The sequence below is a fragment of the Streptomyces sp. NPDC020742 genome (assembly GCF_040641675.1).
GTDB lineage: Bacteria > Actinomycetota > Actinomycetes > Streptomycetales > Streptomycetaceae > Streptomyces.
In genome coordinates this window covers 291,933-305,494 of sequence record NZ_JBFAEA010000004.1, presented here as the reverse complement: position 1 = coordinate 305,494, position 13,562 = coordinate 291,933, and the positions used below count along the sequence as shown (strand labels likewise).

Here is a 13,562-nt window from a genome sequence, read left to right as displayed (position 1 = left end):
TGTCAGCCTGCGTCGCAGGGGCGCTCGGATGGACGCAGGGGCGCGCTTTGGGTGCTTCACTACCTGGCTGTCTGTACCCGAGTTGTTTTGCCCGGTACGGTCAGCGCGGGGAGCGGCCCACAGGAGGGCCGCGTACGAGACAGCACGAGACAGGGGGTAGCAGTGCGAACGGGAATGGCCGGTCTGCTGCGGAAGCAGGGCCGGGGGAGGCACATCGGCACGGGCGACGGCCGTGAGGTGGCCGCCGCGTCGGACGGCTTCGCCGCGCGGATGTACGCCGAGCTGGCCGAGGAACTGCCGGACGAGAACCTGGCGGAGGACCTCGGCGAGGACCTCGCGGACTTCCTGGAGCGCTATGAGCCGGCTGCCGGCATCGGCGCGGACACCGAGGTCGACGAGGAGTTCCTGGAGACGGTGCGCGAGGCGCACCACCGGATAGCGCAGGGGTATTGAGGGGAGTTGGAGACCGTCAACCGGTGTCCGGCTCCCTATCGCGGGAGGCGTTCGCGTTCGGCGCCCGTGACGGCACGTTCCACCTGCACTAGTCCCCGCGGTGCTGTACCCCCGCTCCGATGCCTTGGAGCGGGGCACAGCGCGTCAGGTCAGTGGCGCACGTCGGGCGCCGTGGGCTACTCGTCGAGGTAGAGCAGCGCGGTGATCGTCTTCTTGCACACGTCGCAGTGCATCGGCGCCTCGATGCTGGCCAGGTCGCACTCGATGGACGTGATCCGATCGACCGCGCCGGTGTCGGTCTCAACGCGCCACGCGTCGTGCCACCGCTCGGTGTTCTCCTGGAGCCCCGAGACGTAGCCGCGGGTCATCTCGTAGAACGCCCGGACGCCGTGCTCCTTCATATAACCCCAGTTGAACTCCAGGCTCTTGAGCACCACGGGGAACGGGTGCAGCGCCTGGGTACGGCCCCAGGTCTCTAGTACGTCCGCAACGTTGAGCCTGCCGGCCCGTTCGTCAAGGACCGTCCACATACCCGAGGCGTCGTAGTCGCCCAGCACCTGGTCGAGGATCCCGGCGCAGCGGCGCAGGTTCGCCTTCTTCGCCTGGAAGACCCGGGTGACCTCGGTGGGCGCCCCAGCCGTCGGTTCCTTGCGGGCCTTGCTGATCGCCCGTGTTAACTCCGTACTGAGTGCTGCCTCATCGCACAGTGAATCTCCGAAGCTGAGCCAGGGGTCCGGGAACCCCCGCTCAGCCGTGATCTGGAAGATCCGATCGCCTTGCGTTCCCATCCGCTACTCCTCGAAGGTCGGCAGCGGAATGGGTCCGCTGCGCGTCAACTGGATGGTGCGCACCGCCGCGCGAGTTCCGCGGCGGCCTGATCAAGCGGCACCTGGACCTGCTCGCCGCTGTCCATGTCCCGCAGCGTGACCGTGCCCGCATCGCGCTCTGACTGGCCGTAGATCACGCAGAAGCGGGCTCCCTGGTCGCTGGCCCACTTCATCTGCTTGGCGAACTTCCCACTCGACCCGAGGTAAACGCCAGTTCGAACACCGGCACGGCGGATTTCGGCCGCCAATCGGAAACTGTCCGCAGACAGGTCCTCGCCCATGACCGTGACAGCCACATCGATCTGCGAGTAGCCCCCCACCTCGCCCTGCTCCAGCAGCGGCAGGATGCGCTCAATGCCCAGCGAGCCACCGCAGGCCGGGGAGTCCTTGCCGCCGAGCCGCGCGATGAGGCCGTCGTACCGGCCGCCGGAGGCGATCGACCCCGGCATCCCCGGCGCCACGACCTCGAAGATGATCCCCGTGTAGTAGTCGAGGCCGCGGACGAGGTTTGGCGCGAAGCCGATCCGCTCGGCGGGGATGGCGTCCTTGGTCAGCTCCAGCAGCCGATCCACCTCAGCCAGGCCCGTCTGACCGACCTCGCTGGACTTCAGCTCACCCCTGATCCGCTCCATTGCGTCCGGCGACGTCAGGTCATCCACCAGGCCCTGCGCCACCTCGGACGACAGGCCGCGGCCCGAAACCAGCTCCTCGACGACAGCCGCCGGGGACAGCTTGTCGAGCTTGTCGAGGGTGATCAGCACTCCGGACCCCAGGTCCGCGGGGACGCTGTATGCCTCCAGCAGACCGAACAGAACGTGCCGCGAGTTCAGCAGGAACCGGAACTCCGGTACGCCGAGTGCATCCAGAGCGTCATGAAGGGCCAGGACGACTTCGGCGTCGGACAGCGGAGAGGAGGAGCCCACGATGTCCAGGTCGCACTGCACGAACTCGCGGAACCGTCCCTTGCCCGGCCGGTCGGCCCGCCACACCGGATCGATGGCGTACCGCTTGTACGGGGAGGGCAGCTGGCTGCCGTAGGCAGCCACCGCGCGAGCCAGGGGCACCGTGAGGTCATAGCGGAGAGCGAGATCAGCCTCGCCGGTCGCCTCATGCTCACCACGCCGGAGGATCTTGAAGATCAGCTTGTCGCCCTCGTCGCCGTACTTGCCGGTGAGGACGTCCAGCCGCTCGAACGCGGGCGTCTTCAGGGGGTGAAAGCCATAGCGGCTGAACACTTCCCGGATTGTCGCGAATGCGCGTTCCCGCCTCTCATGCTCGGCGGCGAGGAAATCGCGGGTGCCGGATGCGGGCTCAAACTGCTTCAACGAGGCCATGCCGTCATAGTCCCGGAAGCCGGGTGCCGCAGGCAAAACGCATCGAGCGGTGTCATGACGGCCCAGTCGAACAGCCTGATGAAGGTGATCCCCGCGCGGAGATATGGTCCCGTTCTGCCGGTCGTCGCGGGGAGCACTGGCAGCGCCGGGCGATCCGGTACGCAGAGTGCAACCGGACTCGACCGCTTTCCGGCGCTAGCGGTGGTGACCGCCGCACCAGTGCCCCCTGGCCGTGCACGCGCAGAGCGCCGGTTCGGCGCACGGCCGGGGCGGACCGGTCGCGGCGTGGGCGAGGGGGAGGAGGAGCACGCGGCGGGCCGACCATTCGACACGGGTCCACCCTGCGGAGGCGACGAACGCGTACGGCTCGCCGGCCCTGAGCCGCGCCACCGCCTCCCACTGCCCGTGGTCGAGCCACTGGTAGGCCCGCTCGGTGTCGTACGGGTCGAAGCCGGACAGCAGTACGCGGACGGCCAGGCGCATCCACACCATGGCCTGCGTCGGGGTCTCGGCGCACCGGGTCCGTACGAGGACCTCTTCGCCGCTGCCGTCAGGCGCCGGGGTGCGGGTGATGAACTCGCACCACCAGGCGTGCCGGAGGGGGGAGTTGGGGCGGTGGAGCATGCTCATGGCTGCTCGGTGCGGTGCAGCGCGAGGTGGGCCCAGACCGTCTTGCCGGGGTCGCGCGGCCGTACGCCCCAGGAGTCGGACAGCGCGTCGACGAGGAACAGACCGCGGCCGGAGAGGTCCTCCGGGGCGGGCTTGTGGAGTTCGGGCATCCGCCACCGGTAGGAGTCGGCCACCTCCAGAGCGAGCACCCCGTCGCGGCGGCGTAAGGACAGTTCGAAGTAGTCGCCCATGCCCTTGGCGTGGTGGACGACGTTGGTGGTCAGTTCGCTGGCGATGAGGACGGCGTCCTCGATGAGGAGGCCGAGTTTCCAGTCGGTCAGGGTCGCTGTGACGTGCCGCCGTACGGCGGAGATGGAACGTGCGCGGACCCGGAACCTCGTGATGCAGGTGCGCCCGGACATGGGTCCCCCAAGGGTGTGGGCAGGCTGAGGCTTGATCACGGAGCGTCAATGGCCTCTGACGCTTCGTGGCGAAATCCAAGCTAGAGCGGAACTGTCGCGTATCGCAACTCCCTTGAGAGCGAAAAGTTGCACGCGACTCCGAGTCTCCATCTCCCTGGCGTGTAGCGTCCGTTGGCGTGCAAACTGGTCACACGCGGTAAGAGGAGGGGACATGCCCGCAGGTGGACGCCCTACTGTGCGCAGTAGGCGGCTCGGTGGGGCGCTCAGGAAGTATCGCGAGGCGGCGAAGCTCGATCAGCAGCATGCGGCCGACCACATCGTGGGTTCGAAAGCCAAGATCAGCCGGATCGAGTCGGGGCAGGTAACGGCCCGGCCGGGCGATGTCCGACTGCTGCTGGAGCTGTACGGGGTCGAGGACCCGGAGGTCTACCGTCAGCTTGAACAGCTGGCCCGCGATTCCAACAAGCGTGGGTGGTGGGTCAATTACCCGTGGGCGCTGAACCCTGAGTACGCGGACTTCGTGACTCTGGAAGCCGACGCGACGTACATCCGCACATGGCAGCCGCTCTACCTGCCGGGGCTGTTGCAAACAGACGGGTACGTCAAAGCACTGCTCGAAGGTGGCCTGACAACCTCTACTCCTGAGGACGTGGAACTGGCGATCGCGAGGCGGCTGGAGCGCAGGAAGACGATCGAGGAGGGTGGCGCACGCTACGCCGCCATCGTCTGGGAACCGGTCGTCACCGCGCCTATGCCTTCGCCAGAGGTGCATCGCGACCAGCTGCTGCACCTCATCGACGTCGCACAGCGGCGGAACGTGAGCTTTCAGGTGCTCCCGCTTTCGGAGTGGCAGGCCGCCCATATGGCGTCGCACTTCGTCATGTTCAGTTTTGGTGCCGAACCTGCACCTGAGGCCGTTGCCTTCGACAGCACCACGAGCACCGTCTTTGTCGAAGAACTGGACGACATGGTGAGGCACGCCGAGGCGTTCGAGGAGCTCAGGTCGGCGGCTTTGACGCCGAAGCAGACTCTGTCGTTTCTGAGCGACCAGCTGGCCAAACTTCCCGAGAGTGAGAATGACGCAGAATGAAGAGCCGAGAAATCGTCACGCGATTCAAGAAGTCCAGCGCCTCGCAGGGGGACCAGCAGGACTGTGTCGAGGTTGCGCACACCGCCGACGGCGGTCGGGCCGTGCGGGACAGCAAGGACCATGCCGCGGGTACGCAGTTCCACGGGCCCGCCGAGTGGGCCGCGTTCGTTGCGGCGCTGAAGGGCGGCCGTTTCGGTCGCTGATCCGCCGTACGCGCCGTACGCCGCGGGGTGCCTCACGGCCCGCGGCGTAGGCTGCCTCCATGTGCGGAATCGTGGGATATGTGGGCGGGCAGAGTGCCCTGGACGTCGTGCTGGCCGGGCTGCGGCGGCTGGAGTACCGCGGTTATGACTCGGCGGGTGTCGCCGTGTTGGCCGACGGTGGGCTGGCCGCGGCCAAGAAGGCCGGCAAACTCGCCAATCTGGAGAAGGAGCTGGCGGACCGTCCGCTGCCGACGGGGTCGACCGGCATTGGGCACACCCGCTGGGCCACCCATGGCGGGCCCACCGACGGCAACGCCCATCCGCACCTGGACAACGCCGGGCGGGTGGCGGTGGTGCACAACGGCATCATCGAGAACTTCGCCGAGCTGCGGGCCGAACTCGCCGAGCGCGGGCACGCATTGGCGTCCGAGACGGACACCGAGGTGGTGGCGCACCTGCTCGCCGAGTCGTACTCGTCGTGCGGTGAGCCGGCCGAGGCGATGCGTCAGGTGTGCCGGCGGCTGGAGGGCGCCTTCACGCTGGTTGCGGTGCACGCCGACGAGCCGGACGTGGTGGTCGGGGCGCGCCGGAACTCGCCGCTGGTGGTCGGCGTCGGGGAGGGCGAGGCGTTCCTGGCCTCCGATGTGGCGGCGTTCATCGCGCACACCCGGGAGGCGATCGAGCTGGGCCAGGACCAGGTCGTGGAGCTGCGCCGGGACGGGGTGACGGTCACCGATTTCGACGGTGCGCCCGCGGAGGTCCGCGCGTACCACGTCGACTGGGACGCCTCGGCCGCCGAGAAGGGCGGCTACGACTACTTCATGTTGAAGGAGATCGCGGAGCAGCCGAAGGCCGTCGCGGACACGCTGCTGGGGCGGATCGACGCCTCGGGGGTGCTGTCCCTGGACGAGGTGCGGATCCCGCCGGAGGTGCTGCGGGAGGTCGACAAGGTCGTCATCGTGGCGTGCGGGACGGCGTACCACGCGGGGATGATCGCCAAGTACGCGATCGAGCACTGGACGCGGATTCCGTGCGAGACGGAGCTGGCGAGCGAGTTCCGCTACCGCGATCCGATCCTGGACCGGCGGACGCTGGTGATCGCCATCAGCCAGTCCGGGGAGACCATGGACACCCTGATGGCGCTGCGGCACGCCCGTGAGCAGGGCTCGAAGGTGCTCGCCATCTGCAATACGAACGGGTCGACCATCCCGCGGGAGTCGGACGCGGTGCTGTACACCCACGCCGGGCCCGAGGTCGCGGTGGCGTCCACCAAGGCGTTCCTGACCCAGCTGGTCGCCTGCTACCTGGTGGCGCTGTACGTCGCGCAGGTGCGGGGCACCAAGTGGGGCGACGAGGTGCGGGCCGTGGTGCGCGAACTCGCCCACATCGGCACCCAGGTCGAGCAGGTGCTGGGCACGATGGAGCCGGTACGGGAGCTGGCCCGCGGGCTCGCCGACAAGAACACCGTGCTGTTCCTGGGCCGGCACGTGGGCTACCCGGTGGCGCTGGAGGGCGCGCTGAAGCTCAAGGAGCTCGCGTACATGCACGCGGAGGGGTTCGCGGCCGGTGAGCTCAAGCACGGGCCGATCGCGCTGATCGAGGACGATCTGCCGGTCGTCGTGGTGGTGCCGTCGCCGCGCGGGCGGTCGGTGCTGCACGACAAGATCGTCTCCAATATCCAGGAGATCCGGGCCCGGGGCGCCCGCACCATCGTGATCGCCGAGGAGGGCGACGAGGCGGTGGTGCCGTACGCGGATCACCTGGTGTGGATCCCGCGGACGCCGGTGCTGCTGCAGCCGCTGGTGTCCACCGTCCCGCTGCAGGTGTTCGCCTGCGAGCTGGCCACCGCCCGCGGCAACGAGGTCGACCAGCCGCGCAACCTCGCCAAGTCGGTGACGGTGGAGTGATCATCGGGGTCGGGATCGATGTCGCCGAGATCGACCGGTTCGGTGCCGCGCTGGACCGTACGCCGGAGCTGGCGCACCGGCTGTTCATCCCCTCCGAGCTGATGCTGCCGAGCGGGGAGCGGCGCGGTATCGCGTCCCTGGCCGCGCGGTTCGCGGCCAAGGAGGCGGTGGCCAAGGCCCTGGGTGCGCCGGCCGGGCTGCACTGGACGGACGCCGAGGTGTACGTCGAGGACAGCGGCCGGCCGCGGCTGCGGGTGCGGGGCACGGTCGAGCGGTGCGCCGAGGCGCTGGGGGTGCGGGCGTGGCACGTGTCGCTGAGCCATGACGCGGGGGTGGCGTCCGCCGTGGTGATCGCCGAGGGGTGACACTGGTCGGCATGAGGACTGCCTACAGCGTATCGACCGTGCGGGCCGCCGAGCGGGAACTCATGGCGCGGCTGCCCGAAGGGGCCCTGATGCAGCGGGCGGCGGCCGGACTGGCCGTCGCCTGCGGGGAGTTGCTGGGCCGGGTGTACGGCGCCCGGGTGGTGCTGCTGGTGGGCTCCGGCGACAACGGCGGGGATGCGCTGTACGCCGGTGCCCGGCTGGCCCGGCGCGGGGCCGGGGTGGTGGCGGCGCTGCTCTCGCCCGAACGGGCCCATCCGGGCGGGCTGGCCGCGCTGCGCCGGGCCGGCGGGCGGGTGTCGGACGATGCGCTGCGCGACATCGCCCGGGCCGATCTGGTCGTGGACGGGATCGTGGGGATCGGCGGGCGCGGTGGGCTGCGCCCGCCGGCCGCCCAACTCGCCCGGGCCGCGTGGGAGTCGGCGCCGGTGCTGGCGGTCGACCTGCCCAGCGGGGTGGACGCGGACAGCGGCGAGGTGAGCGGGGAGGCGGTACGGGCCGATGTGACGGTGACCTTCGGTGCGTACAAGCCGGGGCTGCTGATCGACCCGGCGCGGGAGCGGGCCGGTGCGCTGCGGCTGGTGGACATCGGGCTGACGCTGCCCGACGGCGCCGAGGTGGCGGCGCTGCAGCACGCGGACGTGGCGGAGCTGCTGCCGCGGCCGACGGCGGAGAGCGACAAGTACCGGCGCGGGGTGGTCGGTGTGGTCGCCGGGTCGGCGCGCTACCCGGGGGCCGCGGTGCTGGCGGTGGCCGGGGCGCTGCGCGGTGGCGCGGGGGCGGTGCGGTACGTCGGGCCGGCCGCGGACGCGGTGCTGGCCCGCTTCCCCGAGACGCTGGTGCACGCCGGGCCGCCCCGTAAGGCGGGCCGGGTGCAGGCGTGGGTGATCGGGCCCGGTCTCGGCGACGAGTCCGGGGCGCTGGAGGACGTGCTGGCGTCGGAGGTGCCGGTGCTGGTGGACGCGGACGGGCTGCGCTTCCTGACGCCGGAGCGGATCCGGGAGCGGACCGCCGAGACCCTGCTGACCCCGCACGCCGGGGAGGCGGCGGCGCTGCTCGGCCGCGGCCGGGAGGAGGTCGAGGCGGCGCGGCTGGCGTCGGTGCGGGAGCTGGCGGCGCGCTACGGCGCCACCGCGCTGCTCAAGGGCTCGACGACGCTGGTCGCCGGGGCGGATGGGCCGGTCCGGGTGAACCCCACGGGCACCGGCTGGCTGGCGACGGCGGGCAGCGGCGATGTGCTGTCGGGGGTGACCGGCTCGCTGCTCGCGGCCGGGCTCACCGCCCGAGACGCCGGCTCGGCCGGCGCGTATCTGCACGGCCTCGCGGCGCGCCGGGCGGCCGGGCCGGCCGGCGCGCCGATCCTCGCGTCCGAGGTCGCCGCCCATCTCGACGTCGCCTGGCGGGATGTGACGGACTGACGGCTGTCGGGGCGGGCGGCCCCGCCCGTGACGGACTGACGGCTGATGCGCGGGCCGTTCCCCGCCCGTGACCGGCAGACGGCTGCTGGACTGCGCCCCGCCCGTCACGGGCCGACGGCTGCCGCCCGGACGGCATGCCCGGGACGGACTCGCCGCTGCCGTACGGCCGTTACGCCCGGCGGGGGAAAGCCGCGGGCACCAGGGCGAACCTCGTCCCGGGCGGGCCGTGGCGGGCCGCGCCCACGGCATGCGTCAGGGCATGAAACGCACCCTTGTGGCGCTGCTGGCCTGCGCCTCGCTGCTCCCCCTCGCCGGGCCGCCCGCGGCGGCCGCCCCGTCCGCTGTACCGTCGGCCGCCCCGTACACGGCGCCCGCGCTGGTCCCCGGCCTCCCGCGCGCCGCCCTGCGGACGGCCGGGGCGACGGTGCCGCTGCACCGTGAGTACCTGCCGCGGGCCGAGGCCGCGCAGGGCGCCGCGGCCGTGCGCTGCAGCCGGTCCACCGGGCCGTACCAGCGGCAGGCCGAGCGCTATCTGCGGCGTGCGGTGGACGGGCAGCAGAGCGCGGGGGACTGCCGGGCGATCCGACGGTTCCAGCAGGCCCACCGGATCGCCCCGGCGACCGGGTTCGCGGGCCCGGTGACCGGTGCGATGGTGCGGCTGATGCGGGCCAGGAAGGACCCCAACCACGCCGGCCGGTGCCCGGTGCGTCCCGAGCGGACCGTCTGCGCGGACCTGGACCGGCAGCTGTTGTGGGTGCAGCAGGGCGGGCGGGTGATCTTCGACCCGGTGGCGATCCGCTCCGGCCGGCCGTCGATGGAGACCCGCACCGGGACGTACCGGATCTACCTGCGGCGCCGTAGCCACGTCTCGAACCTGTACCACACCCCGATGCCGTACGCGCAGTTCTTCGACCGCGGGGAGGCGCTGCACGGCGTCTACGACGACCTTTACGAGGGCCCGGGCTCGCACGGCTGCATCAACCTCACGCTGCCGGTCGCCCGCGCCCTGTGGGAGCTGCTGAGGAAGGACGACGTGGTGCACGTCTGGGGGCGTAGACCCACCGAGTGAGGGCGGTTTTCCGCGCCCGTCCCCCGGGGCGCCGCGGCATCGCCTGCAACACTGAGGGGGTGAACGAGACAGCGAAGCGCGCCCGGGCCGCCATCGACGTCGCCGCCGTGCGGGCGAACGTTCGTCACCTGCGGGCCCGCGCGCCCCAGGCGCAGCTGATGGCCGTGGTGAAGTCCGACGGCTACGGACACGGTGCGGTGCGCTGCGGGCGCGCCGCCCGGGAGGCCGGTGCGGACTGGCTGGGCACCGCGCTGCCCGAGGAGGCGTTCGCGCTGCGTGCGGCCGGTGACACCGGGCGGCTGATGTGCTGGCTGTGGACGCCGGGCGGGCCCTGGCGCACCGCGATCGAGCAGGACATCGACGTCGCGGTGAGCGGGATGTGGGCGCTGCGCGAGGTGACCGCGGCGGCCCGCGCCTGCGGCCGGGCGGCCCGCGTCCAGCTCAAGATCGACACCGGTCTGGGCCGCAGCGGCTGTACGCCCGACGACTGGGCGGAGCTGACCGCCCAGGCCCGGGCCGCCGAGGTCGAGGGCACGCTGACCGTCACCGGCGTCTGGTCGCACTTCGCCTGCGCCGACGAGCCCGGTCACCCCTCGATCACCACTCAGCTCACCGCCTTCGAGGAGGCGCTGAAGACCGCCGAGACGGCCGGGCTGCGCCCCGAAGTCCGGCACATCGCCAACACCGCGGCCGCGCTCACCCTCCCCGAGGCCCACTACGACCTGGTCAGGACCGGTATCGGCATCTACGGCATCACGCCGGCCCGCGTGCTCGGCACGTCCCGGGAGCTGGGGCTGCGGCCGGCGATGACCCTGGAGGCCTCGCTCGCGTCGGTCAAGCGGGTGCCGGCCGGCCACGGGGTGTCGTACGGGCACCTGTACACCACGCCCGGGGAGACCACCCTCGCGCTGGTCCCGCTCGGCTACGCCGACGGCATCCCGCGGCACGCCTCCGGCACCGGGCCGGTGCTGGCCGCGGGCCGGTGGCGGACGGTCGCCGGGCGGGTCGCGATGGACCAGTTCGTGCTCGACCTCGACGGGGACAGCGCCGAGGCGGGCGATCCGGTCGTGCTCTTCGGCCCCGGGGACCGCGGTGAGCCGACCGCGGAGGACTGGGCGCAGGCGGCCGGGACCATCGGGTATGAGATCGTCACAAGGATCGGGACCCGGGTGCCCCGCCTCCATGTGGACAGCGACATACGGAGCGGAGCCGAGGTGACCGAAGCAGTCGAGCAGGACACCGCGCTCACGGGGGGTACCGCATGACCGAGGGCAAGCAAGCCGCCGCGCAGGCGGTCGAGGCCGCGACGGAGGTCGCCGAGGTCGCGGCCGACGCGGCGAACAACTGGGCCAAGGCGGGCCGGCACGCGGGCTTCGCCGGCGCCGCGATCGGCGTGGTCGCGGCGGGCGCCGCGGCCGGCGTGGCGATAGAGCGGATGACGGTCGGCCGCGGGATGCGCCGCCGGGCCCGGCTCGCGCTGGACGCCGCCGGCCCGTACGGCACGCTGCGCGGCACGTCCGGCGCTGCGGTCGCCGAGGACGGCACCGAGCTGTACTACGAGATCGACGAGGTGGACGCGCCGGAGGCCGGCGGCCCGGCTGCCGGGGACGGCCGGACCGCCCAGCACGGCAAGAACGGCAAACACGGCAAGAACGGCAGGTCCGCCCGGCCGGCCCGCGGCAAGCCGGCCCGCGCCGCGCAGGAGGCCCACGGCACCCTGCGCAAGCGGCTGACGGCGGCCCTGGGGCGGCCCGCGGCCGCGCCCACCGTGGTCTTCAGCCACGGCTACTGCCTCAGCCAGGACTCCTGGCACTTCCAGCGCGCCGCGCTGCGCGGCACGGTGCGCACGGTCCACTGGGACCAGCGCAGCCACGGCCGCTCCGCGCGCGGCCACGGCCAGATCGACGGGACCGAGGCGGTCACCATCGACCTGCTGGGCCGCGACCTGAAGGCGGTGCTGGACGCCGCGGTCCCCGAGGGCCCGATCGTGCTGGTGGGGCACTCGATGGGCGGGATGACGGTGATGGCGCTGGCCGACCAGTTCCCCGAGTACGTCGCGGAGCGGGTGGTCGGGGTGGCTCTGATCGGCACCTCCGCCGGGAAGCTCAGCGAGGTCACCTACGGGCTGCCCTCGATGGGCATGAAGGCCTTCCACTGGCTCGCCCCCGGGGTGCTGAAGGCGCTGGGCTGGCAGCGGGAGCTGGTCGAGCGGGGCCGGCAGGCCACCGCCGACCTGTTCGCGGGGCTGATCAAGCGCTACTCGTTCGGGACGCCAGAGGACGTCGACCCGGGCATCGCGCGGTTCGGCGAGCGGCTGATCGAGGGGACCCCGATCGATGTGGTCGCCGAGTTCTTCCCGGCGTTCGCGGTGCACGACAAGACCGAGGCGCTGGTGGCCTACGACGCGGTGCCCTCGCTGGTGCTGGCCGGGGAGAGCGACCTGATCACCCCCGCCGAGCACAGCCGGACCATCGCCGAGGTGCTGCCGGACGCGGAGCTGGTGTGCGTCCCGGGCGCCGGGCACCTGGTGATGCTGGAGCGGCCTGAGCTGGTCAACGAGCACCTGGTGTCGCTGGTGGAGCGGTCCGGCGCGGTGGCCCGCGGCTCCCGGCACGCCCGGGCCTGAGGGAGGACGGACGGCCCGGCGCGCCCGGGCCTGCGGAACGGACGGCCCGGCGCAGCCCCGCCGGGCCGTACCATTTGCGGCATGAGCACCACCGACACTGTTGCGCATGTCACCGTCAAGTCCCCCGTTCAGATGCAGGAGTTGGGGCGCCGGCTGGCTCCGCTGCTGCGCCCCGGCGACCTGGTGCTGCTCACCGGCGAGCTGGGTGCCGGCAAGACCACGCTGACCCGCGGCCTGGGGGAGGGCCTGGGCGTGCGCGGCGCCGTGACCTCGCCCACCTTCGTCATCGCCCGGGTGCACCCCTCGCTGTCCGGTGGCCCCGCGCTGGTGCATGTGGACGCCTACCGGCTGGGCGGCGGGCTGGACGAGATGGAGGACCTCGACCTGGACGTCTCGCTGCCGGAGTCGGTGGTGGTCGTGGAGTGGGGCGACGGCAAGGTCGAGGAGCTGTCCGACGACCGGCTGCACGTGGTGATCGGGCGGGCCCTGGGGGAGGACGGCGGGCACCCGGAGGACGACGTCGACGATGTGCGGGAGGTCACGGTCACCGGCTACGGCGCGCGCTGGGCGGACGCGGGGCTGCCGGATCTGGAGATCGACTGACGGCGGCGGCCGTCGGGGGCCTGCCTGCGGGGGCCCGCCCCTCGGGGTCCTGCCTGTCGGAGTTCCGCCTGTCGGAGTTCTGCTTGTCGGGGTCTCGCCTGTCGGGCGTCCGGTCGTTTCCGACAAGGCGTCGGTAAGATGTTGCGCGGCCGGTGCCGGGCGTGGTGACATGGGTGGAGACCCCAGTTAGGTCAGCCTAAGTAGCGAGCCTAGCTTCTGTCGCTTGCCCCAGGAGCCCCAGGAGGCGTCCATGTCGGCCCACCAGCACGATCCGCGCGAGACGCCGCCGACGATGAACGAACTGCTCGCCGCCTGCGCCGCGGCCAGCGCGGTCTCCACGCCCCCCGACGCCGACGAGGAGTCCCGTACGGACCGGCCGTCCGGGCGCCGGGAGGAGGCGGACGCGGAGGCCAGGAGCGCGGGGCCGTCCACCGGGGACCGCGACGCGGCGTAGCCCGAACGGGTGAACCGGCCGGCCGGGGCACACCGCCGCCCGGCCCGGAAGTGCGACGTGAGCCGACCGGCCTCGAAGGGCGACGAGCCGCCCGGCCGGGAGATTAGCGGGCCACCTGGTCAGGAGAGCGGCGGGCCGTCCGGTCGGGAGTAACGACGGGGCCG

General features: G+C 72.2%; 15 protein-coding genes. 11 read left to right on the top strand and 4 right to left on the bottom strand.

Features of this window, described 5'->3' with window-relative positions; all coding sequences use genetic code 11:
• The first annotated feature begins 162 nt into the window (after window positions 1–162).
• A complete protein-coding gene (locus tag AB0G84_RS10740) occupies window positions 163–453 on the top strand; it encodes a hypothetical protein (protein ID WP_361318339.1) in 291 nt (96 codons plus the stop codon).
• A 176-nt stretch (window positions 454–629) separates the two neighbouring features.
• On the opposite strand, the gene AB0G84_RS10735 is transcribed toward AB0G84_RS10740, so the two are convergent.
• The 4 genes from AB0G84_RS10735 to AB0G84_RS10720 form a co-directional block, all read right to left on the bottom strand.
• Window positions 630–1,241, bottom strand: coding sequence for a hypothetical protein (locus AB0G84_RS10735; RefSeq protein WP_361318337.1), 612 nt, complete (start codon window positions 1,239–1,241; stop codon window positions 630–632).
• A gap of 44 nt (window positions 1,242–1,285) precedes the next feature.
• Window positions 1,286–2,614, bottom strand: a complete 1,329-nt coding sequence (gene hisS / locus AB0G84_RS10730; protein ID WP_361318335.1) for a histidine--tRNA ligase — start codon at window positions 2,612–2,614, stop codon at window positions 1,286–1,288.
• Between the two features lie 195 nt (window positions 2,615–2,809).
• Complete coding sequence (locus AB0G84_RS10725) at window positions 2,810–3,244, bottom strand: hypothetical protein (protein ID WP_361318333.1); 435 nt, start codon at window positions 3,242–3,244, stop codon at window positions 2,810–2,812.
• Entirely contained in the window at window positions 3,241–3,645 is a 405-nt protein-coding gene (locus tag AB0G84_RS10720; RefSeq protein WP_361318331.1) for an ATP-binding protein, read from the bottom strand. Before AB0G84_RS10720 ends, AB0G84_RS10725 begins: the two co-directional genes overlap by 4 nt.
• A 211-nt stretch (window positions 3,646–3,856) precedes the next feature.
• On the opposite strand from AB0G84_RS10720, the gene AB0G84_RS10715 reads away from it, so the two are divergent.
• The 10 genes from AB0G84_RS10715 (at window position 3,857) to AB0G84_RS10670 (ending at window position 13,398) form a co-directional block, all read left to right on the top strand.
• Window positions 3,857–4,735, top strand: a complete 879-nt coding sequence (locus tag AB0G84_RS10715) for a helix-turn-helix transcriptional regulator (RefSeq protein ID WP_361318329.1) — start codon at window positions 3,857–3,859, stop codon at window positions 4,733–4,735.
• A complete protein-coding gene (locus tag AB0G84_RS10710) occupies window positions 4,732–4,938 on the top strand; it encodes a DUF397 domain-containing protein (protein ID WP_361318327.1) in 207 nt (68 codons plus the stop codon). The genes AB0G84_RS10715 and AB0G84_RS10710 overlap by 4 nt, the downstream gene beginning before the upstream one ends.
• A 59-nt stretch (window positions 4,939–4,997) precedes the next feature.
• Window positions 4,998–6,845 (top strand): glutamine--fructose-6-phosphate transaminase (isomerizing), encoded by a 1,848-nt coding sequence (glmS, locus tag AB0G84_RS10705; RefSeq protein ID WP_361318325.1) that lies wholly within the window; start codon window positions 4,998–5,000, stop codon window positions 6,843–6,845.
• The gene (locus AB0G84_RS10700) at window positions 6,842–7,210 is read left to right on the top strand and encodes a holo-ACP synthase (protein ID WP_361318323.1); all 369 of its coding nucleotides are present in this window, start codon (window positions 6,842–6,844) and stop codon (window positions 7,208–7,210) included. Before glmS ends, AB0G84_RS10700 begins: the two co-directional genes overlap by 4 nt.
• A gap of 11 nt (window positions 7,211–7,221) precedes the next feature.
• Complete coding sequence (locus AB0G84_RS10695; protein WP_361318321.1) at window positions 7,222–8,646, top strand: NAD(P)H-hydrate dehydratase; 1,425 nt, start codon at window positions 7,222–7,224, stop codon at window positions 8,644–8,646.
• 259 nt (window positions 8,647–8,905) lie between these two features.
• Window positions 8,906–9,715, top strand: a complete 810-nt coding sequence (locus AB0G84_RS10690) for a L,D-transpeptidase (RefSeq protein WP_361318319.1) — start codon at window positions 8,906–8,908, stop codon at window positions 9,713–9,715.
• Between the two features lie 59 nt (window positions 9,716–9,774).
• A complete protein-coding gene (gene alr, locus AB0G84_RS10685) occupies window positions 9,775–10,980 on the top strand; it encodes an alanine racemase (protein WP_361318317.1) in 1,206 nt (401 codons plus the stop codon).
• Window positions 10,977–12,341: an alpha/beta hydrolase gene (locus AB0G84_RS10680; protein ID WP_361318315.1), complete on the top strand. Its 1,365-nt coding sequence runs from the start codon at window positions 10,977–10,979 to the stop codon at window positions 12,339–12,341. The genes alr and AB0G84_RS10680 overlap by 4 nt, the downstream gene beginning before the upstream one ends.
• An 81-nt stretch (window positions 12,342–12,422) precedes the next feature.
• Complete coding sequence (tsaE, locus tag AB0G84_RS10675; protein ID WP_361318313.1) at window positions 12,423–12,944, top strand: tRNA (adenosine(37)-N6)-threonylcarbamoyltransferase complex ATPase subunit type 1 TsaE; 522 nt, start codon at window positions 12,423–12,425, stop codon at window positions 12,942–12,944.
• Between the two features lie 250 nt (window positions 12,945–13,194).
• Window positions 13,195–13,398 carry a hypothetical protein gene (locus AB0G84_RS10670; RefSeq protein ID WP_361318311.1) on the top strand — a complete coding sequence of 68 codons (204 nt, stop codon included), beginning with the start codon at window positions 13,195–13,197 and terminating at the stop codon, window positions 13,396–13,398.
• Window positions 13,399–13,562 lie beyond the last annotated feature (164 nt).

Bases quoted from the DNA above. Each gene is read 5' to 3' on its own strand.
- AB0G84_RS10735 (WP_361318337.1), bottom strand. From the start codon at position 1,241: ATGGGAACGCAAGGCGATCGGATCTTCCAGATCACGGCTGAGCGGGGG.
- hisS (WP_361318335.1), bottom strand. From the start codon at position 2,614: ATGGCCTCGTTGAAGCAGTTTGAGCCCGCATCCGGCACCCGCGATTTC.
- AB0G84_RS10725 (WP_361318333.1), bottom strand. From the start codon at position 3,244: ATGAGCATGCTCCACCGCCCCAACTCCCCCCTCCGGCACGCCTGGTGG.
- AB0G84_RS10720 (WP_361318331.1), bottom strand. From the start codon at position 3,645: ATGTCCGGGCGCACCTGCATCACGAGGTTCCGGGTCCGCGCACGTTCC.
- AB0G84_RS10715 (WP_361318329.1), top strand. From the start codon at position 3,857: ATGCCCGCAGGTGGACGCCCTACTGTGCGCAGTAGGCGGCTCGGTGGG.
- AB0G84_RS10710 (WP_361318327.1), top strand. From the start codon at position 4,732: ATGAAGAGCCGAGAAATCGTCACGCGATTCAAGAAGTCCAGCGCCTCG.
- glmS (WP_361318325.1), top strand. From the start codon at position 4,998: ATGTGCGGAATCGTGGGATATGTGGGCGGGCAGAGTGCCCTGGACGTC.
- AB0G84_RS10695 (WP_361318321.1), top strand. From the start codon at position 7,222: ATGAGGACTGCCTACAGCGTATCGACCGTGCGGGCCGCCGAGCGGGAA.
- AB0G84_RS10690 (WP_361318319.1), top strand. From the start codon at position 8,906: ATGAAACGCACCCTTGTGGCGCTGCTGGCCTGCGCCTCGCTGCTCCCC.
- AB0G84_RS10680 (WP_361318315.1), top strand. From the start codon at position 10,977: ATGACCGAGGGCAAGCAAGCCGCCGCGCAGGCGGTCGAGGCCGCGACG.
- tsaE (WP_361318313.1), top strand. From the start codon at position 12,423: ATGAGCACCACCGACACTGTTGCGCATGTCACCGTCAAGTCCCCCGTT.
- AB0G84_RS10670 (WP_361318311.1), top strand. From the start codon at position 13,195: ATGTCGGCCCACCAGCACGATCCGCGCGAGACGCCGCCGACGATGAAC.